The organism is Streptacidiphilus sp. EB129, from assembly GCF_041262645.1.
Lineage (GTDB): Bacteria > Actinomycetota > Actinomycetes > Streptomycetales > Streptomycetaceae > Streptacidiphilus.
The window spans coordinates 73,128-94,397 of record NZ_JBGCCS010000030.1; the positions used below are offsets into that span (position 1 = coordinate 73,128).

Consider the following 21,270-nt stretch of genomic DNA (forward strand, 5'->3'; position numbering starts at 1 on the left):
CCGCACCCGGGAGGTGCCGCTAGCGCGGCTCGCGGCTCGCGGCTCGCGGCTCGCGGCTCGCGGCTCGCGGCTCGCGGCTCGCGGCTCGCGGCTCGCGGCTCGCGGCTCGCGGCTCGCGGCAGCGTGCTTAGCACAGATCATCGGGCAGCTCCATGGGTTGGACCGGCGGAGGCCCGCCTCACCGTGCGTGCTTCCGGCGCTGACCTGGTTTGGCGCCGGGTGCAGCAACCTCGCCCGTGAGCGGATCACCCCCGACCCCGCAGGGGCGACCGGATACTCCGTCGCTCACCGTACCGCTGTACGGAATGACGCCTGGCATCCGGGGTGAAGCCCCTGAGCTGTGGTGGGGTGCCACAACCCACCACAGCCCCGCCCACGGTGATGCGTCGATGCGGGCGACGTTCGGCCGGCCTTCACATACAGGGTGGCCTCGGCAGCACCGCGCCCCGTTCGTGGCCAGGATCGTCGCGCTCTCGTGCTACCGGGTCTTCCGCCCGCTGGTCCGCGACGCGGTCGGCATGATCAAGAACCCAGAGCCTCCGTGCCGACCTACCGACTCGGCACGGAGGCTGCTGACGGGCTGGCGGTGCGTCAGAACATGTCCGGGCACCAGGGGCGGAAGTCGGTGCGGAGCAGGGCGCCGGTCCGGGCGACGCCGCCGGGGCGCAGTTCGGTGATGCGGCCGGCGGCGTGCAGGCGGGCCGGGGTGTCGCTGCCGAGGTAGAGCGTTCCCAGGTCGCTGACGTCGAGCGCGACATCGGCGGGCTCGTCGTCGCCGACCCGGGAGCAGCGTCCCGCGCCCTGTTCGTCCGCCTCGATCGCCCAGCGGCCGGCGACGTAGCCCATCCGGTCGGCGACCTGCAGCACGACGCGCCCGGGGGCGGCGTAGGTACGGGTGCCGAAGGCGGTCGGGGCGTCGAGGATGCGCAGCCACATGAAGTCCGCGCTGCTGTCGCCGCCGTCCACGCAGGCACGCGGGTCGTCGAGCAGCAGCGGCAGCGGGTCGTCGGGGGCGATGCTGCTGATCTCGATCCGGTCGACCCAGTCGACCTGCAGGGCGTAGCGCCACAGCGCGGCCGCGGCGCCCCGGTCCACCGCGAAGTGGTCGCGGATCTTCATCGGCGACTTGCAGACCATGTTGGGCCACGCGTCCTCGACGGTGTACTCCATCATCCCGGCCGGACGGCCGTCGGCGTCCCGGTACAGGACGACCAGGGGCTCCTTCCAGCCACCGTTCGCCTGCCGCAGATCGCCGGTGCGCATGCGCCAGTTCAGGGTCCTGCGGTTGATCGCGCCCGGCTGGGTGAGCCGGAAGCGGTCGTGCAGCTCGGGACCGAGCTTGCGCTGCTCCTCCATCGTCAGCAGCTCGAAGCTGCCGCCCTCGGCCTCGGCCGGGACCCGTACCCCGCCCGCGCGCAGCTTGTCGATCCGGTAGCCGCGGCGCTGGGTCGCCGGGCCGAAGCCGTAGCGTCCGTAGATGCGGTACTCGGCGGCCACCAGGATGGCCAGGCTGTCGCCGCGCGCCGCCGCGGCGGCCAGGTCCTGCTCCATCATCCGGGTGAGCAGCCCGCGCCGCCGATGGGTGGCGGCGACGCTCACGTTGGTGATGGCGTCGGTGGCCAGGGTGGCGCCGCCCGGGACGGTGAGATCGCGAACGGTGCTGCGGAAGGTGCCCACGCAGCGCCCGCCGTCGAAGGCGCCGGTCGACAGGCCGGGCTGGAACTGCTCCCGGCGGAAGTCGAGGTCGACACCGCCCTTGGGGCCCATGAACCCCGCCGTCAGGGCGCTGCTCCACTCGCCCAGTTCGTCCTCCTCGATGACGCGGATCTCGATGGCATCGCCCCTGCCACCACTGCCACCCGTGCCACCGTTGTTGTCGCCGCCGTCGTCCTGCCGAGCGTTTCGCGTTCCCATACCGCGCACCCTACGAGGCCCTTTCCGCTGTGGCACGCGGATTTTCGGAGGTCGCCACGGTGACCGTTTCCCGCGTGGCGGTGACCCGTCCGCGCAGCAGCCAGACGTACCCGACGGCCGCGACCGCGCCCAGCAGGGTGCAGCTCAGCCACACCGCGCTCCCGCCCCAGGCGGTGAGCAGAAAGCCCGCCGTCAGCGGGGCCAGGAACGAGGCCCCGGACCAGGCCAGCGAGTAGACGCCCTGGTAGCGGCCGCGGGCGTGCACCGGCGACAGTTCCACCACCAGCGCCATGCCGGCCGGCGCCCGCAGCATCTCGCCCCCGGTCCACACCGCCACCGTCAGGGCGTAGAACCAGGCCGAGCCCGCGAACGCGGTCAGCCCGAAGCCGCAGCCGGTCAGCAGCGCCGCGATCGCCAGCATCAGCGCCCGGCTGCGTCCCTCCACCGCGCGGGTCAGCGGGATCTGCAGCAGCACGATGAGCAGTCCGTTGAGGGCGACGACCAGACCGTAGTCGGTCGCGGAGTAGCCCTGATGTCCCATCACGATGGGCAGCGCCATGCTGCCCTGCCCGTCCACGCAGGCCAGCAGGAAGGTCAGCCCGACCAGCGACATGAAGACCGGATCGCGGAGCACCGCCCCCAGCCCGACCGCCGGGGTCGCGGACGCGGTGGCGCTGCGCGACGCGGCGCCGCCCCGGGCATCCGGCTTCGCCTGCGGTCCGGTCTCCGGCCTTGTTTCCGGCTTTGTCTCCGGCACCCGGGCGAACACCACCAGGGCGCACAGCAGGGTCGTCGCCGCGTCGCCGACGAAGAGGTAGAGGAAACCGTGTGCGGCGATCAGGCCGGCCACGGCGGCGGAGAAGGCGAAGCCGATGTTGATGGCCCAGTAGTTGAGCGAGAAGGCCCGGACCCGGTCCTGCTGCGGCACCAGGTCGGCCATGATCGCGGAGACGGCGGGGCGGGAGGCGTTGCTGGTGAAGCCGAGGACGGCGGCGCTCGCGGCGATCGCCCAGGCCGGATGGACCAGACCGAGCACCAGTGTGGCGGCGGCCGCGCTGGTCTGCGCCGCCAGCAGGGTGGGGCGGCGGCCGATCCGGTCCGCCAGCACCCCGCCCGCGACGGCGGCGATGCTGCCGCCGAGGCCGAACAGCGAGGCGACCAGCCCCGCGAACGCCGGGCTGAAGCCCCGGTTCACCGTCAGATAGAGGGCCAGGAAGGTCACCACGAAGCTGCCGAGCCGGTTGACCAGCGTGCTCATCCACAGCCACCAGAACGCGGACGGCAGCCCGCCCACCGTCTCCCGGGTCGCGGTTCTGAGGCGGTGGGCGAGCGCAGCAGGCATGAAGGGGCACTCCGAGCGGCAGGTGTAAGTGCTGAAGAGGCGGTTCAGATATTACGCAGCGGCCGCTCGCCGCCGCCAGCGAATATCGCCGGGACTTCCCGCAGCCCCGCTGGACTACGCTTCTGGCCATGGCTGAAGCTTCCTACCGTCTTGTCCTGCTCCGTCACGGCGAAAGCCAGTGGAACGAGAAGAACCTCTTCACCGGTTGGGTCGACGTCGACCTCAACGAGAAGGGCGAGAAGGAGGCCGTGCGCGGCGGTGAGCTCCTCGCCGCCGAGGGCATCCTTCCCGACGTCCTGCACACGTCTCTGCTGCGCCGCGCGATCCGTACCGCCCAGATCGCCCTCGACCGGGCCGACCGCCACTGGATCCCGGTGCGCCGCTCCTGGCGCCTGAACGAGCGCCACTACGGTGCGCTCCAGGGCAAGGACAAGGCGCAGACCCTGGCCGAGTTCGGCGAGGAGCAGTTCATGCTCTGGCGCCGCTCGTACGACACCCCGCCGCCCGTGCTCGCCGCCGACGCCGAGTACTCGCAGGCCGACGACCCCCGCTACGCCCAGCTCCCCGCCGACGTCCGGCCGCAGACCGAGTGCCTCAAGGACGTCGTCGACCGGATGCTGCCCTACTGGTACGACGCGATCGTGCCGGACCTCGCCGACGGACGCACCGTCCTGGTGACGGCGCACGGCAACTCGCTGCGCGCCCTGGTCAAGCACCTCGACGGGATCTCCGACGAGGACATCGCGGGCCTGAACATCCCCACCGGCATCCCGCTGCTCTACGAGCTGGACGCAGAGTTCAAGCCGCTCACCCGGGGCGGCCGCTACCTCGACCCGGAGGCCGCTGCCACCGCGATCGAGGCCGTGAAGAACCAGGGCAAGAAGTAACATCCCCAGCGATCAGGCCCCCCACCAGCGCGAACATCGCTGTTGGGGGGCCGTCGTGGATGTCGGGCCGTCGCTGGGCCGTCAGTGGCAGCCGCCGCACTGGCAGGGGCCGCCGGACTGGCAGCCGCAGCCGCACCCGGGCCCGCAGCCGCAGGAGGCGGCCGTCGGTCGTGGGATCCGGAGCAAGCGCGCCGCGGGGGATTCGGCCGTCGGCGGGGCGGGCGGGGCGGGAGTCTGCGTCATCGGGTGAGCCCTCCTTCAGGCGGTCATGCCTATGCCTCAGTGAAGCCGCCCGGGTACACAGCGTCAACGGGCGTACGGGGCGCACCCGTACGCCCGCGTGTGCGCCCCGAATGCCCGCGCGTGGGGTTACTTCTCGACGTCGGCGACGAACTCGTCCGCGTGCTCGCCGGTGACCAGGAACACCACGCGCTTGGCGACCGAAACCGCGTGGTCCGCGAAGCGCTCGTAGTAGCGGCCGCACAGGGTGACGTCCACGGCGGTCTCGATGCCGTGCTGCCAGCGGTCGTCCAGCAGGTGCGCGAACAGCTCGCGGTGCAGCTCGTCGATCTCGTCGTCGTCGCGCTCGATCTCCAGTGCCGCGTCCACGTCCTTGGAGGAGATCACCAGACCGGCCTTGGCGACCAGGCGCTGGGCCAGCTGCCCCATCTCCAGCACGATCGGGTGCAGGTCCGCCGGCACGGCGGATTCGGGGTAGCGCAGCCGGGCCAGCTTCGCAACGTGGCGGGCCAGATCGCCGCAGCGCTCCAGGTCCGCGCTCATCCGCAGCGAGGTCACCACGATGCGCAGGTCAGTGGCCACCGGCTGCTGCCGCGCCAGCAGGGCTATCGCCCGGTTCTCCAGGTCGTGGTGGAGCGAGTCGATCTTCTCGTCGGCCGCGATCACACTCTCCGCGAGGGCGAGGTCCGCTTCGAGCAGTGCGGTCGTGGACCGGCCGATCGCCGAACCGGCCAACCGGGCCATCTCGACCAGGCCGTCGCCGATCGAATCGAGTTCCTCGTGGTACGCGTCGCGCATCGTCGCTTCTCCTCCTGGCGCTCCCGGCTGTCCCGGCAGATCCGTCTGTACGGTGTGCCCCCACTCTGCGCTGTCCGGGCGTACCCGCGCAGCTGGAGGAGTGAACCAGCGGCGACCCCACGGTGAATTCTCGGCGACCTGCGGCTGATGCCCTGCTCCAGGGGTTACAGCAGGTCACCATCCTGCGCTTACGCTGAACGCATGGACGTGAACGTGGCCGCAGCCGCTGCGAGCGCTCTTGCCGGGCTCGGAGTCGGCCTCACCGCCGCGGTCTCCTTCCGCTGGAGCGAGCGGGAACGCAAGAAGCCCGCCAAACGCATAGAACAACAACCGGAACCAGAACTTCCCCCCGGCGTGGACACCGTGCTGTCGGTGCTGCGCTCCTGCGCGGTCGTACTCGACGACAGCGATCAGGTGATCAAGGCCAGCTCGGCGGCGTACGCCCTCGGCCTGGTCAGGGGCGGGGCCATCGCCGTGGACGAGATGCTGGTCATGGCCCGGCTGACCCGCCGCGACGGCGAGATACGGCAGGCCGACCTGGACATCCCCAGGCGGGCCGGTGCCAAGCCCGCCGTGGGCGAGGGACTGGCCGTCTCGGTACGGGTCGCGCCGCTGGGCTCGCGCCTGGTGCTGGTCCTGGTCGAGGACCTGACCGAGGCCCGCCGGATCGAGGCGGTCCGCCGGGACTTCGTCGCCAATGTCTCGCACGAGCTGAAGACGCCGGTCGGGGCCCTGTCGCTGCTCTCCGAGGCGGTCCAGGACGCCAGTGACGACCCGGAGGCGGTCCGCCGCTTCGCGGGCCGGATGCTCATCGAGGCCACCCGGCTGACCAGCCTGGTCCAGGAGATCATCGAACTGTCCCGGGTCCAGGACGACAACCGCCTGGTCGACCCGGAGTCGGTGGCCGTGGACGAGCTGGTCGCCGAGGCGATGGACCGCTGCCGGCACCAGGCCGCGGCCAAGCAGATCACCATGGCGGCGGGCGGCATCGCCGGCCTCTACCTGCACGGCAACCGCGGCCAGCTGGCCGCCGCGCTCGGCAACCTGGTCGAGAACGCCGTCAACTACAGCCCGGCCCGCACCCGGGTGGCCATCGCCGCCCGCAAGGTGCCGGGGGCGAGGGTCGAGACGGTGGAGATATCCGTCACCGACCAGGGCACCGGCATCTCCGAGAAGGACCGCGAGCGGATCTTCGAGCGCTTCTACCGGGTCGACCCGGCCCGCTCGCGGGCCACCGGCGGCACCGGTCTCGGCCTGTCCATCGTCAAGCACGTGGCCGCCTCGCACGGCGGCACGGTCTCGGTCTGGAGCGTCGAGGGCCAGGGGTCCACCTTCACCCTGAGGCTGCCCACCACCCCCCGCGCCAACGACCGGCGCCAGGGCGGCTCCGCATCGGACGCCGCTGCGGAGGCCGAGTTCGACGGAGACCTCGACAGCCCGCCGGACGCCGACTTTCAGGGCGGGCCGGACCGCGAACCCCTCGGCGCACACGTCACCGAGCCGGATCCCACGACCGAACACTCTTCCCCCACCACCGAACACGCCCCCACCCCCCTTCCTGCCCCGGAGGTCCAGTCGTGACCCGTGTGCTCGTCGTCGAGGACGAAGAGTCCTTCAGCGATGCCCTGTCCTACATGCTGCGCAAGGAGGGCTTCGAGGTGGCCATCGCCGCCACCGGCCCCGACGCACTGGACCAGTTCGAGCGCAACGGCGCCGACCTCGTCCTGCTCGACCTGATGCTGCCCGGCCTGCCCGGCACCGAGGTCTGCCGTCAGCTGCGGGCCAAGTCCAGCGTTCCCGTGATCATGGTGACCGCCAAGGACAGCGAGATCGACAAGGTCGTCGGGCTGGAGATAGGCGCGGACGACTACGTCACCAAGCCCTACTCCACCCGCGAGCTGGTCGCCCGCATCCGTGCGGTGCTGCGCCGCCGCGGCGAGCCGGAGACCACCGACGGCGGCCCCGGCGCGCTGGAGGCCGGCCCGGTCCGGATGGACGTGGACCGCCACGTCGTCACCGTGGACGGAGCCAAGGTCGACCTGCCGCTCAAGGAGTTCGACCTGCTGGAGATGCTGCTGCGCAACGCGGGCCGGGTGCTCACCCGGATGCAGCTGATAGACCGGGTCTGGGGTGCGGACTACGTGGGCGACACCAAGACCCTGGACGTCCACGTGAAGCGGCTGCGGGCCAAGATCGAGCCGGACCCGGGGGCCCCGCGCTACCTGGTCACGGTGCGTGGACTCGGCTACAAGTTCGAGCCGTAGGCCGCGCCCGCGCACGCCGCGCCCGCCCGCGCACGGAACTGCATGACCGCGCCCCCGGAGGTCACTCCTCCGGGGGCGCGGTCATGTTGACGTCCGGGCCGTCGCAGCCGCGAACGGGACGGACCCGTTCGGGCCCGCCCGGTGTCGGCGGTCGGGGGCACCTGCGCCCCGCGTGTCAGCAGGCTCGGGTGTCAGCCGACGCCGGCGTCGGCAGGCGCCGCCGTCAGTGGGTCGGGGTCGGCGAGGGGGTGGAGGTCGCGGTGCCGGTCCCGGTCCCGGTCGGGGTGGGCTTGGCGCCCTTGCTCTCGGAGGCGTGCGGGGTCGGCCGGGTCACCGGCGCGGCCGGCGGGGTGGTCGGCGCCACCGGCGCGTACCCGGCGTACTGGCCGGTGCCCGCGCTGACCAGGGCCTGCACGGTGACCGAGCCGGCCTTCGCGAAGGTGAAGGTCACCGCGGCGTTCTGCCCCGGCATCTCCTTGAGCGTGGGGACCGTGGCGGAGACCTGGCCCGGGCCGCTGAGCAGCAGCGAGGAGCCGGCCGGGATCACGGCGGGTCCGCTCAGGGTGGCGGCGGTGCCGTCGACGGCCACCGAGACCAGGGTGTCGTCCTGGCCGGCGCCGGTCGCCGTGTTGGCGATGCTCGTGGTGATGTTGGCCGGAGCGTTGCCCAGCTTGTCGGTGACCACGACGATGCCGTTGAGCTTCAGCGTCGAGTTGAGCGAGGTGGCGGCGTTGTCGGGCTTCACCTGGAGGGTCGCCGCGCTGTCCCCCGCGGAGCAGGCGGCGAGGATGGGAGCGGTCGCGATGATGACGGCGGCGACTGCGCCGCGACGAAGACTGCGGCTCACGGCGGTGGTCTCTCCTTGGACGATCTGACGGGATGTTTTCTGACGAGCTGGCCGCGATCAGATTACCGATCCCCTTTATCCGCTCCACACGGGGTGGCCCCGTGTCGCATCCGCATCCCGATCGGTCCGCGCTCGCGGCTCCGTCGTCTCGGCTCCCGTTCGCCGTGCTCCGGTCACTTCCGTCGTCACCGGGCGTCGTCCCGCGGTGGCGAATCCGTTCAGCTGAAGATCAGATAACGCTTTGGTTAAGACTGCACTGGAAGATCAATTGTAGTTTTCCTGGAGGTGACCGGTTCGTGCGCAGGTGCTCCGACCTGCGGGAAGCCCGCCCGGAACTGGGGTCGCAGCACGCGACGGGGGTGCTTGTCAAGCCCCGAGACCAGTCCTGACCTGCGAAAACGCCCTTCGGATATGGCTGCAACCGTGTTATTCTGGAAAGCCACGGAAGGGGTACCTGTCACATGACGTTCAAGGTTGGCGACACCGTGGTCTACCCCCATCACGGGGCCGCGCTGATCGAGGCTATCGAAATCCGCCAGATCAAAGGTGTGGACAAGACCTACCTGGTGCTGAAGGTGCAGCAGGGTGACCTGACGCTGCGCGTCCCTGCGGAGAACGCAGAGTTCGTGGGTGTGCGCGACGTGGTCGGTCAGGATGGGCTGGACCGGGTCTTCGAGGTGCTCCGCGCACCGTACACCGAAGAGCCCACCAACTGGTCCCGCCGCTACAAGGCGAACCTGGAGAAGCTTGCTTCGGGTGACGTTATCAAGGTCGCGGAGGTTGTGCGCGACCTTTGGCGACGTGAGCGCGAGCGCGGGCTGTCCGCTGGTGAGAAGCGGATGCTGGCCAAGGCCCGGCAGATCCTGGTGAGCGAGCTGGCACTCGCTGAGAACACCAACGAGGACAAGGCCGAAACGCTGCTCGACGAGGTCCTCGCCTCGTAGTGCGGCAACGCCGTTCGGCTGCTTTCAGCGCCTGTCGTCCCCACGACAGGCGCTGAGGCATGTCCCGACTGTGCACCCTGGTGCACTTTCGTCCTGTGCCGGGGCGAGCGGACTGGGCTCCACGGAAGGTGCTCGGCCCGACACGCCTTGGCCATACCCACTTCGCTGAAGGAAGCAAACCTGAACGCCGCAGCAGTGGTTCCCGCCGCAGGGCGGGGCGAACGACTGGGCCCTGGCGCCCCCAAGGCCCTGCGTGAACTCGGGGGCGTGCCGCTGCTCGTGCACGCCGTACGGGCGCTCGCGCGCTCCCGGGCCGTGTCGCTGGTCGTCGTGGTGGCGCCGCCGGACGGTGTCGAGCGGGTCCGCGCGCTGCTGGACCAGCACGGGCTCGACGGCTCCGACTCGGCGTGGGTGACCGGGAACGCCGGGATCACCGTGGTCGCCGGCGGAGCCACCCGCCAGGAGTCGGTACGCCTCGGGCTGGCCGCGATCCCGGTCGAGGTGGACGTGGTGCTGGTGCACGACGCGGCCCGTCCACTGGTCCCGGTCGACGTGGTCGACGCGGTGGCCCGGGCCGTGCTGGACGGGGCCGAGGCGGTCGTCCCGGCCGTGCCGCTGGCCGACACCGTCAAGCAGGTGCTGCCCGCCGCCGTGGCGGGCGGTCCCGAGCCGGTCGTCGGCACCCCCGATCGGTCCACACTGCGTGCAGTGCAGACCCCCCAGGGCTTCCGCCGCGAGGCGCTGCAACGCGTGCACGACAAGGCGCTGAGCGACGGGGTCGAGGCGACCGACGACGCCGGACTGATCGAGCGCTACGACGGGCGGGTCGTGGTCGTACCCGGTCACGAGGAGGCGTTCAAGGTGACCAGGCCGCTGGACCTGGTCCTGGCGGAGGCCGTACTGGCCCGGCGGAGGGCCCGCGATGAGTTCTGACACGCCGACGCCCGCCACGCCGGTGACCTCCGCCACGTCCTCGGGGGCCGGCGCCCCCGGCGCCCCCGGCGCCCCCGGCGCGCCCGTCGACCTGCCCCGGACCGACCTGTCCCGGCTGCCGCGTACCGGGATCGGCACCGATGTGCACGCCTTCGAGGCCGGCCGCGAGCTGTGGGTCGCCGGGCTGCGCTGGGACGGCTACGAGCACGGCCTGGCCGGGCACTCCGACGGCGACGTCGCCGCGCACGCCGCCTGTGACGCGCTGTTCTCGGCGGCCGGCATCGGCGACCTCGGCGCGCACTTCGGCACCGACCGGCCGGAGTGGTCCGGGGCGTCCGGGGTGACCCTGCTGGCCGAGGCCGGCCGGATCGTCCGGGCGGCGGGATTCGAGATCGGCAATGTCGCGGTGCAGGTGGTCGGCGTCCGGCCGAAGATCGGCAAGCGGCGCGAGGAGGCGCAGGCGGCGCTGACCGCCGCGCTCGGCGCGCCGGTCTCGGTCTCCGGGACCACCACCGACGGGCTGGGTCTGACCGGACGCGCCGAGGGCCTGGCCGCGCTGGCGACCGCCCTGGTGGTGCCCGCCGACCCGGTGCCACCGGCGGGGCCCTCCGCGTGAGGTGGGAACCGCTTCCGCCGAACGGGTGAGACTCCGTCAGTCGGCCCCGGGACAGGAGCCCGGGCCGCCGGCCCCGGGACTGTGCCGTCCGGGGTTCGTCACGCCACTGTGAACGCCGTGCGCCCCCGTGCCCGATTGGGCACGGGGCACCCCGCTGTTCCCACTACCCTTGACGCTGTGAGTATTCGCCTGTTCGACACCAGCGCCAGCCAGGTACGCGACTTCGTCCCGCTCGTGCCGGGCTGTGTCTCGATCTACCTGTGCGGCGCGACCGTACAGGCAGCTCCGCATATCGGGCATATCCGCTCCGGGTTGAACTTCGACGTGATGCGTCGTTGGTTCGCCTACCGGGGCTACGACGTCACGTTCGTGCGGAACATCACCGACATCGACGACAAGATCATCGCCAAGTCGCGGGAGTCCGGGCTGCCCTGGTGGCAGATCGGCTACGCCAACGAGCGCGCCTTCAACGACGGCTACAGCGCGCTGGGCTGCCTGCCGCCCACCGGCGAGCCGCGGGCGACCGGGCACATCCCGGAGATGATCGAGATGATGCAGGCGCTGATCGAGCGCGGTCACGCCTACGCGTCCGACGGCAACGTCTACTTCAGCGTCACCTCCTACCCGGACTACCTCTCGCTGTCGCACCAGCAGCTGGACGACCTGCGGCAGCCCGAGGGCGAGGGCGAGACCGGCAAGCGGGACCAGCGCGACTTCGCGATGTGGAAGTCCGTGAAGCCCGGCGAGCCCAGCTGGGAGACCCCCTGGGGGCGCGGCCGTCCCGGCTGGCACCTGGAGTGCTCGGCGATGGCGCACAAGTACCTCGGCTCCGCCTTCGACATCCACGGCGGCGGGCGCGACCTGGTCTTCCCGCACCACGAGAACGAGATCGCGCAGTCCAGGGCCTTCGGCGACGACTTCGCCGGCTACTGGGTGCACAACGCCTGGGTGACGCTGGCCGGCGAGAAGATGAGCAAGTCGCTGGGCAACTCGGTGCTGGTCTCCGAGATGGTGCAGAAGTGGCGGCCGATCGTGCTGCGCTACTACCTGGGCACCCCGCACTACCGTTCGATGATCGAGTACAGCGAGGAGGCGCTGCGCGAGGCGGAGACCGGTTTCAACCGGATCGAGGGCTTCGCGCAGCGGGTCACCGAGCAGCACGGCGAGGTCGCCCCGTCCCCGCAGGTGCCGCCGGCCTTCGCCGAGGCGATGGACGAGGACTTCGGCGTGCCGGGGGCGCTGGCCATCGTCCACACCGCCGTCCGGCAGGGCAACGCGGCGCTGGCGGCGGACGACAAGGAGAACGCCGTAGCGCGTCTGGCCGAGGTCCGTGCGATGCTCGGGGTGCTGGGTCTCGACCCGCTGGACCCGATGTGGACCGGTCCGGCCCGGGGCGAGGACCTGCACGGTGTGGTGGACGCCCTGGTCAGGCTGGTGCTGGAGCAGCGGCAGGCGGCGCGCGAGCGCAAGGACTACGCGACCTCCGACGCCATCAGGGACCGGCTCACCCAGGCCGGCCTCGCCATCGAGGACCGCGCCGACGGCTCCCGCTGGACGCTCACCTGACCGGTGCGCCCGCAGGGGCTCAACTGACCGTTTGTACGCATGTAGTTTTTTCATGATGGAAGCAGGACTGAACTGATGGCCGGCAACAGCCAGCGCAGGAACCGCCGCAACCCCGGCTCCAAGAAGGGCCCGTCGGTCGGTACCGGTGGCCACAGCCGGAAGTCGCTCGAAGGCAAGGGCCCGACGCCGCCCGCGTCCGAGCGCAAGGGTCACAAGAAGAACCGGATGGCCAACGCCGCCGCCAAGCGCGGGGCCGCCAACAAGTCGGCCAACAAGTCGCGCGGCAGCTCGCGGCGCGGCGGCAAGGCCGGATCCGAGCTGGTCTACGGGCGCAACTCGGTGGTGGAGGCGCTGGAGGGCGGCGTGCCGGCCTCGGCGCTCTACGTCCAGCAGTTCATCGACAACGACGAGCGCGTGCGCGAGGCGCTGACCCTCGCCAACGAACGCGGCGTCCCGCTGATGGAGGCCCCGCGGCCGCAGCTGGACAACCTCGCCGAGGGCCACAACCACCAGGGCCTGATCCTGCAGGTGCCGCCGTACGAGTACGCGCACCCGGAGGACCTGCTCGCCGCCGCGGCCGAGAACCGCGACGACGCGCTGATCGTGGCGCTGGACGGGATCACCGACTCGCGGAACCTCGGCGCCGTGGTCCGCTCCGTGGCGGCCTTCGGTGGCCACGGCGTGGTCATCCCCGAGCGGCGCGCCGCCGGGATGACGGCCGGCGCGTGGAAGACCTCGTCGGGCGCGGCCGCCCGGGTCCCGGTGGCCCGGATGACCAACATGACGCGGACCCTGGAGGCCTACCAGAAGGCCGGCTGCTTCGTGGTCGGCCTGGCGGCGGACGGCGACTCGGAGGTCAGCGACCTGGAGGCGCTGACCGGACCGGTGGTGATCGTCATCGGCTCGGAGGGCAAGGGCCTGTCCCGGCTGGTCGCGGAGACCTGCGACCTGACGGTGCGGATCCCGATGCCGGGTCAGGCGGAGTCCCTGAACGCGGGCGTCGCCGCCGGCGTCGTCCTCTACGAGGCGGCCCGGCTGCGCGCCAAGCGCTGAGGCGCCGGCGGCGGGGCCGTCCGGGCCCTGCCGCTGTGCTCCGTTTGCCGTGCGGGGGTGCGAATTACGGCCCGGATTCGGCGTGTCGCACGGACAGCCGGGGATCGGGTTCCTCCTGAGGGGTGTCCAAACGGCTCCTCGCTCGGTTAGTGGGGTGTGGACACCAGAACACCTACCCGCCCGCAGGGGGGACGCGCCGAGGGTCCGGACGGTGAGCTCGCGCTGAACACGGTCAGGATTCCGACCGACCCGGCCCGGCTGAGCAGTACCACCGCGAGCTTCCGCGTACGGCTGGGCGCCCCGGTGAGCCCGCTCATCGACTCGGTGGCGGCGGCCCCGGCCTTCGCCGCACCGCGCAACGCAGGCGTCGGCTCCGGCTACCGGAGCGGCATCGGCGCCGGCCCCGAGGACACCCAGCCGCTGCTGGTGCTCCCCGCTCTGGTGAGCGTGGGAGCGGCCGGCGCCGGCGGCCGGGGTGCCGCAGCGGCCCCGGGGGGTGGCGAAGGGCGGCCGCGCCGCAGGGCGCGGGTCACCCCGATCACCTGGACCGGTGAGGCCGCCCCGCTGCTCGACGCCGTACTGGTGGGCGGCCCCGGCGGCTCCGTGCTCGACGACGGCACCCGGGTCCTGCCGGCCCAGCAGTCCGGCGCCGGCTCGCGCGGGATCCTCGGGGGGACGCAGCTGATGCCGCGTTACCAGCCGGGCCCGGAGCCGCAGCTGGACGAGGACGAGCCGATCACCCCGTACCGCCCCGGCGGCGCGGACGCCGACGGCCAGTCGTACCTGCCGGGCGAGCGGGAGCCGGGAGAACCGGTTCGGCACGCCTGGTACCCGGGCCGCCGGGTGGACCTCGGCCTGGTGCTGCTGCCGCTGCGGCTGTTCCTGGGCGGCATTTCCATCTACGCCGGCTTCAGCAAGCTCTGCGACCCCGTCTACTTCGACGGCGGCGCGCGCGGCTCGATGATGCACTGGCTGCAGGGGCTGCACCCCTGGGCGTCGGCGCAGCCGCTGCTGCACCTGGCCCTGAACCACCCGGTCGGGGCGGGCCTCGGCGTCGCGTTCGTGCAGATCGTGGTCGGGGTGCTGTCCGTGGTCGGCCTGTGGCAGCGGCTGGCGGCCGCGGTGGCGATGCTGCTCGCGGTGTCGCTGCTGGTCACCGTCAGCTGGCGGACGGCGCCCGCCTACGACGCGCCGGAGATCATCTACCTGGCCGCCTGGAGCCCGCTGCTGCTCGCGGGCGCCCCGCTGTTCTCGCTGGACGGCAGGCTGGCCATCGAGGCGTGGCGGCGGCTGGGCGAGCGCTCGTCGGTGTCCGCGCTGCGGCGCCGGGTACTGCGGCGCGGGATCGTGGTGGCGACCGTCGTGGTCGGGGCGACCCTGCTGCTGGGCTCGGCGCTTGGCGCGGCAGTCCGCAGCGGACGGCTGGAGTCGACGGTCACTCCGGACAGCCCCGGCGCGGTGCCGACGGACTACCCGAGCCCGCAGTGGCCGTCGCTGTCGCCGAGCGCGCAGGCGGCCTTGCCGAAGCCGTCGGCGTCGCACTCCGCCTCACCCTCGGCCTCGGCTTCGGCCACGCGCCGTCCGTCCTCCCGGCACAGCGGCTCCGGTTCGCCGAGCTCCGGCAGCAGCTCCGGACACCACAGCGGCTCGCCGTCGTCGGCGCCCAGCCAGCGCCACGGCGGTTCGCCCTCGTCCGCCCCCAGCAGCGGCAACGGTGTGATCGGCGGGCTGCTGGGCGGTGCGACCCCGCTGCCGCTGCTCGGCCTCGCCCTGCGCCGCACGGTGGTGACCCCGGTCCCCGCCACCGAACCCGCCCCGGCCCCGGGCCCGACCGCCTGAGCCACTGCCCTGCCCTGCCCCTGTCTGCCTTCCCTGAGCCGGCTGTCATCCTCCTGAGCCGTCGCCCCTCGCGGGCCCGGCGGCCCAGGAGGGCCCCGGAGGGTCCCCGAGGGCCTGGGAAGCGCCACGGCCCCGTACTGAGCGTCAGTACGGGGCCGCTGTCGTGCTTCCGGGCCGCTGGTGGGCCGCCCGGCAGGCTGGGGCTACTCGCCGCGGGTCGCGGCCAGCTCCTTCGCCGCCTCGGCGAGGTCCTTGGCGGTGTCGATGGCACGCCAGTAGACGCCCTGCGGCAGCTCGTACCCGGACAGGCGGTGTTCACGGGCGAGCCGGGGGAAGGTGCTGCGCTCGTGGTCGCCGAGCGCGGGCAGCATGGAGGCGAACTCCGCGGAGAAGACGTACACGCCCGCGTTGATCAGGTACGGGGAGGGCGGCGCCTCGATGAAGTCGCGGATGTTTCCGAACTGGTCGGTCTCCACGGTGCCCCAGGGCAGGCGCGGGCGGGCCAGCGCGAGCGTGGCGTGGGCGTCGCGCTCGGCGTGGAAGTCGGCCATCGCGCGCAGCTGGAACCGGGTCCAGATGTCGCCGTTGGTGGCGTACCAGGGCTGGTCCTGGCGGGGGAGCGAGGCGGCGGCGAACTTCAGGCCGCCACCCCGGCCGAGCGGCTCCGTCTCCACCACGGTGGAGACGTTCAGCGGCAGATCGGCGGTCTTGAGCCAGTCCTGGAGCACCTCGGCCAGGTGGCCGCAGGAGATGACGACGTCGGTGACGCCCTCCTCGGCGAGCCACTGCAGCTGGTGACCGACGATCGGGATCCCGGTGCCCGGGATCTCGATCATGGGCTTGGGACGGGTGTCCGTGTAGGGACGAAGCCTGGATCCCTGTCCACCTGCCAGGATCACGGCCTGGGTCACCGGGGGCGAGGAGAGCGGGGAGCGCTCCGTGGAGGGGATGAGGTCAGCGGTCATGGCAGCACCCTAGACGGATCCGGGGCCGCCCCGTGAACCGGGCCAGCCCCGTTCCAGCCCCGTTCGCGGCGCGTTCCCGCCGCTTGCCGGTTCAGCCGGCGGCGGCCATCGCACCGGCGGCGAAGGACCCGTCGCACACCGGCCGGGAGAACGACTGGGCACGGCGGACGTCGCCCTGGTACTTGCGGACGGCCGCCTGGCCGAGGTCGCGGGCGATGTCGGTGCAGTAGCGGGTCAACGAGGGCTGCTGCTGCATGGCCTGGGCCAGTGAGTCGAGGGCGGCGCCCGGGTCCTGCGCCTGCAACTGCTGGAGCAGTCGGCTGCGCAGCACGTCCTGCGGGGTGGCCTGCGGGGCGTCCTGCGGCACCGCGGCTACCGGGCCGGAACGGGCGGCTGCGGCGAGGACCTGAGGCTCCCCGGAGTCCGCGGGCGCCCAGGGGACGCGGGTGACCGCGAGGGTGCCGGTGGTCACCAGGACGACGGGCAGGACGAAAGCGAGTGTTTTGCCGAGACGGCGCGCTAGCTGCTTCACGCAGGTGATGCTAGCGATGGGTAATGATATGGCGACATTCAGTCACTCGAACGAGTGAGGAAGTGTCTGGTTTGTAGGGAAATGAAGCGCCCCCGGCGGGTGAAAGCCCCGCCGGGGGCGCAATGTCGACATGTCGCCCGAAGCTCCTGCGCTGCGCTGCACTTCGGTGACGGTGCCGGGTACCGGATGTGTCAGTCGCTGAGCCGCTCGCCGGTCGAGGTGGAGAAGACGTGGGTCTCGCCGGTACGCGGGACGACGTGCAGAACCTCGCCCTTGCGCGGCACGTCGCGGCCGCTGACCCGGACCACCAGGTCCTTGTCCTCGTCGCCGACCTTGGCGGTGCCGTAGACGTAGCCGTCGGCGCCGAGTTCCTCGACCACGTTCACGGTGACGGCCAGGCCAGCACCGCCGTCCTTGGAGAGCGCGTCGCTCGCGGCCACCAGGTCCAGGTGCTCCGGGCGGACGCCGATGGTCACCGTGCGGTCACCGGCGGCCGAGGCCTCGGCGACGGCCTCGCGGGAGATCGGGAAGATCGACTTGCCGAAGCTGACACCGCCGTCGGCGAGCGGCACCTCGATCAGGTTCATCGCGGGCGAGCCGATGAAGCCGGCCACGAAGAGGTTCGCCGGGCGCTCGTACATGTTGCGCGGGGAGTCGACCTGCTGCAGCAGGCCGTCCTTCAGCACCGCGACCCGGTCGCCCATGGTCATGGCCTCGACCTGGTCGTGGGTGACGTAGACGGTGGTGATGCCCAGCCGGCGCTGCAGCGAGGCGATCTGGGTGCGGGTCTGCACGCGGAGCTTGGCGTCCAGGTTGGAGAGCGGCTCGTCCATGAGGAAGACCTGCGGCTCGCGGACGATCGCGCGGCCCATGGCGACACGCTGGCGCTGACCGCCGGACAGCGCCTTCGGCTTGCGGTCGAGGTACTCGGTGAGGTCGAGGATCTTCCCGGCCTCCTCGACCTTCTTGCGGATCTCCGCCTTGTTGACGCCGGCGATCTTCAGGGCGAAGCCCATGTTGTCGGCGACGGTCATGTGCGGGTACAGCGCGTAGTTCTGGAACACCATCGCGATGTTCCGGTCCTTCGGGGGGAGGTGGGTCACGTCGCGGTCGCCGATGCGGATGGCGCCGCCGTTCACGTCCTCCAGGCCCGCGAGCATTCGCAGGCTGGTCGACTTGCCACAGCCGGAGGGGCCGACCAGGACGAGGAACTCGCCGTCGGCGATGTCCAGGTCGAGCGCGTCGACGGCCGGCTTGGTGCTGCCGGGGTAGATCCGGGTGGCCTTGTCGAAAGTCACCGTAGGCATGCTGCTGCTCTCCTTCACCGGCAGGAACGTGCCGGACGATCCGAGTAAAGGCGGGGTGGTGCGCGGGTCGCGGGCTGCGTCCCGCTGAGGCAACCTCGTCCCGTCCTCGCGCCGGCCCGCCGGAGCGACACGATGACCTGAGAGGTCTAGTCCACCGACAGTCGATGAACTGCAGGCGACGCTACCCGCCGAAGAGTGGCGCTGTCAGCACCCGCGGGCCACCGATTCCAAGGGCCCCGTTCACTCATATCTGCCCAGACCGCCACAACTCCGACTATTCGCCGTCCGACACGGCCGTCCCACCCCGCGAAATCCACCGGACAACCAGCCCGCCCGTCCCGGTAGACTGCCCCCTGGTCCTGCCGTGGCTCGCTGCGGACAGGTACCGCGCCTCCTTAGCTCAGTTGGCCAGAGCACCGCTCTTGTAAAGCGGGGGTCGTCGGTTCGAACCCGACAGGGGGCTCAAAGCGGACATAATTTCAGGGCATATCTGACAATTGATTCGGGTGCGACCTGGGTCCGGCCTCCATGAAAAGCGGGGGTCGTGTCCGTCGAAGGCCGCTGTCGTGCGTGAACGCGCAGGTCAGCGGCCTTTTTGGTGCTCTACGGCGGGTGGACCTGGGGCGGGCTGCTCGAAAGCGGGGGTTGTCGGTTCGAGACCGACCGGGGGTGCTCGGCGCCACCCCGGATGAGCTGCAGTTTCAGCCTTCCGGACGCTTCGTCGACGGCCTCGGACACTTCCGGGACCATCTCCGTGAGCGATGCGTGAGCGGATGGTCTGGCAGCACCGGTTCGGTGTCGGACGCGCCGTTCCCAGCCGCGGTGCGCGGCCGTTGCTGTGATCATGAGGTCGACCGCAGGGCGCTCCGTCGTCCCACGGCTTCTCAGGGCGGAGAGCCGGTGTCTGCGGAGCGGGATGACGTCGACTTGTCTGCGGACCTTCCCGGATGTCGACCGCCGCCGGTCTCGTCGCCACTTGCCCGTCAGAGAGTCCCGTTACAGTGAATCGCAGGAGTCGTCGGGCGGAGGACATGATGTCGGCGGGCGCGGTCGAGGGGCCGGGATACAACGTCCCAGGGAAGCTGAGCTGGGAGGAGCTGCAGCAGCTGCCCGAGGACGTGGCTGGGGAGATCGAGCTGTGGGACGGGAACGTCGTGTGGACTCGGCGTGGTCCGTTCGAGCACCAGCAATTCAGCGGGCGGATGTGGAGTGCGCTGGAAGCTGGCGCGAGGCGTGCGATGTCCGGTTCCGAGGCGGATGGCAGCGGACGGTGCTGGCAGGTCGGAATGGAGACGAATGTGTTCTTCACCCCGGACAAGAGCAGCTTCTTGACCCCGGATTTCCTGGTCCGCCGCTGCCTGGGGCGGGGGGCCGACACCTTTGCGGCCGATGTCGCGCTGGTAGGAGAGGTGTTGTCCGGCTCCGACACCCCTGCGCGACGCAACTGGAAGATGGACCGCTACGCGGAGGCGGGCATCCCCTGGTACTGGGAGGTCGAACTCGACTCCGCCAAGACCTGGGATGTCACTTGGGTGCGAGCCTACGAGCTTGCCACGATCCAGGCGGAGGGCTTGGAAGTCAAGCCTTTGCGTTCGGCCGTGTATGTCCTGGTCGGGGAGTGGGAACCGGCGAGCGAGGAGATCCGCTTCCCCGCTCCGTTCGCCATCCGCATCCCGTGGAGTGATCTGAGTCTGTGAGACCGGGCACGATCGGCTTCCCGTTCGGGCGTAGTCCCTTCTGATCAGCGCGCTCCCGCTTCCGGGGAAACCCAAAGGATTGTACTCAATTGACCCGGCGACAGCATTCACTGGGACAACGCGCTGCGGGCCGCTCGGCGGCCCGGCTGGCAGGATTGACGGCATGGCGAACACCAGGCGTGCGAGGCCGGCATCCGGCCCTCGGTCCGTATCGGCGACAGCCGTCCACACCATCAAGGTCACCCTTCACGGCTCCCAGCCTCCGATCTGGCGCCGGCTCCAGGTGCCGTCGACGACCGACCTGCTTCAGGTGCATCGCCTTATCCAGGCGGCCTTCGGCTGGGAGGGTTACCACATGTGGGCCTTCGAAGCCGGTCGGGAGCGCTACGGCGTCGCCGACGGTGACCTGGGTATCCGCAGCGCGGAGGCGAAGCGTCTCGGTGACGTCGCTCCGATTGTCGGCAGTCGGCTCGGCTACACCTACGACTTCGGAGACGACTGGGAGCACGACATCCTCGTGGAGGCGGTCGACGCCGCAGAACCCGGGACCGCCTACCCCCGCTGCCTCACCGGCCGCCGCGCCTGCCCGCCAGAGGACTGCGGCGGAGTGTGGGGATACGCCTACCTCATCGAGGTCCTCGCCGACCCGGCCCACGAGGAGCACGAGGACCGCCTCGAATGGCTCGGCCTGGACAGCGCTGACCAGTTCGATCCGGCCTCATTCGACCTGGCCGAGATCAACCAGATCCTCACCGACCTCCAGTCCGTCCTGATCCCGGCCTGACCGCGAACGCCCCGGCCACAACGGCCGGGGCGACCAGATCCCACGCGGGACCACGCGGGTGCGACTCAACGTCGGAGAGTCCTCGTTGAGCACGTCGTCCCGGTGCTGGCGCTGGTGGCGGAACGTCAGTATGCGCTTGTCCAAGGCTGTGCCGCTCCAGCGCGCTCCAGCAGTCTCGGGTGCGTGAGCGATGCGTGAGCGGACGCGCCACCAGCAGGCAACCCCCAGTGGATGCGGCGATCGGCCGCGTGGTGCTGACCTGCAGGAACAGCACCACGCGGCACTAGCGATCACGCGCCGTCATGACCCATGTCGATCTTGTAAAGCGGGGGTCGTCGGTTCGAACCCGACAGGGGGCTCCAAAGCGGACATAATTTCAGGGCATATCGGACACTGGATCTGGATAAGAGCTGGGGCCCCGGAAAGCGGTGCTCATGACCGTCGAAGGCCGCTGACCTGCACGAGCATGCAGGTCAGCGGCCTTCTTGGTGTTTCGGACTGCAACTGGATGAGTCTCGCCTATGCGGGCGGCTACTCACTCGTTTGGTCTAATGGCATCTCCGCAGTTCAGCGGCGCCTCAGGTCCTGCCCAGCTGGTTCCAGCACACATTCGGCACACATCAGAGTCGATCACGGAACCGTGAATGGGATGGCGTCCCGCCGAGTGGTGTAGCAGGGATCTTGGAATGACCCCTGGTCATGGGGCGGCCACCGCGCAACTCTCCGAGTAGCGAAGCTCGTT

At 71.1% G+C, this 21,270-nt stretch carries 18 protein-coding genes and 1 tRNA gene; 12 read left to right on the forward strand and 7 right to left on the reverse strand.

What is annotated here, in order from left to right:
* Window positions 1-591 precede the first annotated feature (591 nt).
* Window positions 592-1,914 (reverse strand): GNAT family N-acetyltransferase, encoded by a 1,323-nt coding sequence (locus ABH925_RS28910; RefSeq protein ID WP_370152550.1) that lies wholly within the window; start codon window positions 1,912-1,914, stop codon window positions 592-594.
* 10 nt (window positions 1,915-1,924) lie between these two features.
* The gene (locus ABH925_RS28915; RefSeq protein WP_370152552.1) at window positions 1,925-3,256 is read right to left on the reverse strand and encodes an MDR family MFS transporter; all 1,332 of its coding nucleotides are present in this window, start codon (window positions 3,254-3,256) and stop codon (window positions 1,925-1,927) included.
* A 128-nt stretch (window positions 3,257-3,384) separates the two neighbouring features.
* Here ABH925_RS28915 and ABH925_RS28920 point away from each other — a divergent pair, with 128 nt between their 5' ends.
* A complete protein-coding gene (locus ABH925_RS28920; protein WP_370152554.1) occupies window positions 3,385-4,143 on the forward strand; it encodes a phosphoglyceromutase in 759 nt (252 codons plus the stop codon).
* Between the two features lie 369 nt (window positions 4,144-4,512).
* On the opposite strand, the gene phoU is transcribed toward ABH925_RS28920, so the two are convergent.
* Window positions 4,513-5,181: a phosphate signaling complex protein PhoU gene (gene phoU, locus ABH925_RS28925; RefSeq protein WP_370152556.1), complete on the reverse strand. Its 669-nt coding sequence runs from the start codon at window positions 5,179-5,181 to the stop codon at window positions 4,513-4,515.
* Between the two features lie 201 nt (window positions 5,182-5,382).
* Between phoU and ABH925_RS28930 the strand changes: the two genes are divergently transcribed.
* Both ABH925_RS28930 and ABH925_RS28935 read left to right on the forward strand, forming a co-directional pair.
* The gene (locus tag ABH925_RS28930) at window positions 5,383-6,762 is read left to right on the forward strand and encodes a sensor histidine kinase (RefSeq protein ID WP_370152559.1); all 1,380 of its coding nucleotides are present in this window, start codon (window positions 5,383-5,385) and stop codon (window positions 6,760-6,762) included.
* Window positions 6,759-7,445: a response regulator gene (locus tag ABH925_RS28935; RefSeq protein ID WP_370152562.1), complete on the forward strand. Its 687-nt coding sequence runs from the start codon at window positions 6,759-6,761 to the stop codon at window positions 7,443-7,445. Before ABH925_RS28930 ends, ABH925_RS28935 begins: the two co-directional genes overlap by 4 nt.
* Before the next feature lie 223 nt (window positions 7,446-7,668).
* On the opposite strand, the gene ABH925_RS28940 is transcribed toward ABH925_RS28935, so the two are convergent.
* On the reverse strand, window positions 7,669-8,292 hold the full coding sequence (locus tag ABH925_RS28940) for a hypothetical protein (RefSeq protein ID WP_370152565.1): 624 nt from the start codon (window positions 8,290-8,292) through the stop codon (window positions 7,669-7,671).
* A 461-nt stretch (window positions 8,293-8,753) separates the two neighbouring features.
* Between ABH925_RS28940 and ABH925_RS28945 the strand changes: the two genes are divergently transcribed.
* The 6 genes from ABH925_RS28945 to ABH925_RS28970 all read left to right on the forward strand — a co-directional run bounded on the left by ABH925_RS28945 (window position 8,754) and on the right by ABH925_RS28970 (window position 15,243).
* A complete protein-coding gene (locus ABH925_RS28945) occupies window positions 8,754-9,236 on the forward strand; it encodes a CarD family transcriptional regulator (protein ID WP_030255707.1) in 483 nt (160 codons plus the stop codon).
* A 195-nt stretch (window positions 9,237-9,431) separates the two neighbouring features.
* A complete protein-coding gene (gene ispD, locus ABH925_RS28950) occupies window positions 9,432-10,169 on the forward strand; it encodes a 2-C-methyl-D-erythritol 4-phosphate cytidylyltransferase (protein ID WP_370152568.1) in 738 nt (245 codons plus the stop codon).
* Complete coding sequence (gene ispF / locus ABH925_RS28955) at window positions 10,159-10,785, forward strand: 2-C-methyl-D-erythritol 2,4-cyclodiphosphate synthase (protein WP_370152571.1); 627 nt, start codon at window positions 10,159-10,161, stop codon at window positions 10,783-10,785. Before ispD ends, ispF begins: the two co-directional genes overlap by 11 nt.
* 177 nt (window positions 10,786-10,962) lie before the next feature.
* The gene (cysS, locus tag ABH925_RS28960) at window positions 10,963-12,351 is read left to right on the forward strand and encodes a cysteine--tRNA ligase (protein WP_370152575.1); all 1,389 of its coding nucleotides are present in this window, start codon (window positions 10,963-10,965) and stop codon (window positions 12,349-12,351) included.
* Between the two features lie 75 nt (window positions 12,352-12,426).
* Window positions 12,427-13,404: a 23S rRNA (guanosine(2251)-2'-O)-methyltransferase RlmB gene (rlmB, locus tag ABH925_RS28965; RefSeq protein WP_370152577.1), complete on the forward strand. Its 978-nt coding sequence runs from the start codon at window positions 12,427-12,429 to the stop codon at window positions 13,402-13,404.
* Window positions 13,405-13,560: 156 nt separating this feature from the next.
* Window positions 13,561-15,243: a DoxX family membrane protein gene (locus ABH925_RS28970; protein WP_370152580.1), complete on the forward strand. Its 1,683-nt coding sequence runs from the start codon at window positions 13,561-13,563 to the stop codon at window positions 15,241-15,243.
* A 203-nt stretch (window positions 15,244-15,446) separates the two neighbouring features.
* Here ABH925_RS28970 and ABH925_RS28975 read toward each other — a convergent pair whose 3' ends face one another.
* The 3 genes from ABH925_RS28975 to ABH925_RS28985 form a co-directional block, all read right to left on the reverse strand.
* Window positions 15,447-16,208: an NDP-sugar synthase gene (locus ABH925_RS28975; RefSeq protein ID WP_370152583.1), complete on the reverse strand. Its 762-nt coding sequence runs from the start codon at window positions 16,206-16,208 to the stop codon at window positions 15,447-15,449.
* Window positions 16,209-16,299: 91 nt separating this feature from the next.
* On the reverse strand, window positions 16,300-16,740 hold the full coding sequence (locus ABH925_RS28980; RefSeq protein WP_370152585.1) for a hypothetical protein: 441 nt from the start codon (window positions 16,738-16,740) through the stop codon (window positions 16,300-16,302).
* 191 nt (window positions 16,741-16,931) lie between these two features.
* Window positions 16,932-18,047 carry an ABC transporter ATP-binding protein gene (locus tag ABH925_RS28985; protein ID WP_370152587.1) on the reverse strand — a complete coding sequence of 372 codons (1,116 nt, stop codon included), beginning with the start codon at window positions 18,045-18,047 and terminating at the stop codon, window positions 16,932-16,934.
* Window positions 18,048-18,436: 389 nt separating this feature from the next.
* On the opposite strand from ABH925_RS28985, the gene ABH925_RS28990 reads away from it, so the two are divergent.
* From ABH925_RS28990 to ABH925_RS29000, 3 genes are all read left to right on the forward strand, one after another.
* Window positions 18,437-18,510, forward strand: a tRNA-Thr gene (locus tag ABH925_RS28990).
* A 568-nt stretch (window positions 18,511-19,078) separates the two neighbouring features.
* Entirely contained in the window at window positions 19,079-19,744 is a 666-nt protein-coding gene (locus tag ABH925_RS28995; protein ID WP_370152590.1) for a Uma2 family endonuclease, read from the forward strand.
* A 163-nt stretch (window positions 19,745-19,907) separates the two neighbouring features.
* Window positions 19,908-20,528, forward strand: a complete 621-nt coding sequence (locus tag ABH925_RS29000; RefSeq protein WP_370152593.1) for a plasmid pRiA4b ORF-3 family protein — start codon at window positions 19,908-19,910, stop codon at window positions 20,526-20,528.
* The last annotated feature ends 742 nt before the right edge of the window (window positions 20,529-21,270 follow it).

What these genes read in the sequence shown, in the direction of transcription:
- ABH925_RS28910 (WP_370152550.1), bottom strand. Translation starts at nt 1,914, where the DNA reads ATGGGAACGCGAAACGCTCGGCAGGACGACGGCGGCGACAACAACGGT.
- ABH925_RS28915 (WP_370152552.1), bottom strand. Translation starts at nt 3,256, where the DNA reads ATGCCTGCTGCGCTCGCCCACCGCCTCAGAACCGCGACCCGGGAGACG.
- ABH925_RS28920 (WP_370152554.1), top strand. Translation starts at nt 3,385, where the DNA reads ATGGCTGAAGCTTCCTACCGTCTTGTCCTGCTCCGTCACGGCGAAAGC.
- phoU (WP_370152556.1), bottom strand. Translation starts at nt 5,181, where the DNA reads ATGCGCGACGCGTACCACGAGGAACTCGATTCGATCGGCGACGGCCTG.
- ABH925_RS28930 (WP_370152559.1), top strand. Translation starts at nt 5,383, where the DNA reads ATGGACGTGAACGTGGCCGCAGCCGCTGCGAGCGCTCTTGCCGGGCTC.
- ABH925_RS28945 (WP_030255707.1), top strand. Translation starts at nt 8,754, where the DNA reads ATGACGTTCAAGGTTGGCGACACCGTGGTCTACCCCCATCACGGGGCC.
- ispF (WP_370152571.1), top strand. Translation starts at nt 10,159, where the DNA reads ATGAGTTCTGACACGCCGACGCCCGCCACGCCGGTGACCTCCGCCACG.
- rlmB (WP_370152577.1), top strand. Translation starts at nt 12,427, where the DNA reads ATGGCCGGCAACAGCCAGCGCAGGAACCGCCGCAACCCCGGCTCCAAG.
- ABH925_RS28975 (WP_370152583.1), bottom strand. Translation starts at nt 16,208, where the DNA reads ATGACCGCTGACCTCATCCCCTCCACGGAGCGCTCCCCGCTCTCCTCG.
- ABH925_RS28985 (WP_370152587.1), bottom strand. Translation starts at nt 18,047, where the DNA reads ATGCCTACGGTGACTTTCGACAAGGCCACCCGGATCTACCCCGGCAGC.
- ABH925_RS28995 (WP_370152590.1), top strand. Translation starts at nt 19,079, where the DNA reads ATGATGTCGGCGGGCGCGGTCGAGGGGCCGGGATACAACGTCCCAGGG.
- ABH925_RS29000 (WP_370152593.1), top strand. Translation starts at nt 19,908, where the DNA reads ATGGCGAACACCAGGCGTGCGAGGCCGGCATCCGGCCCTCGGTCCGTA.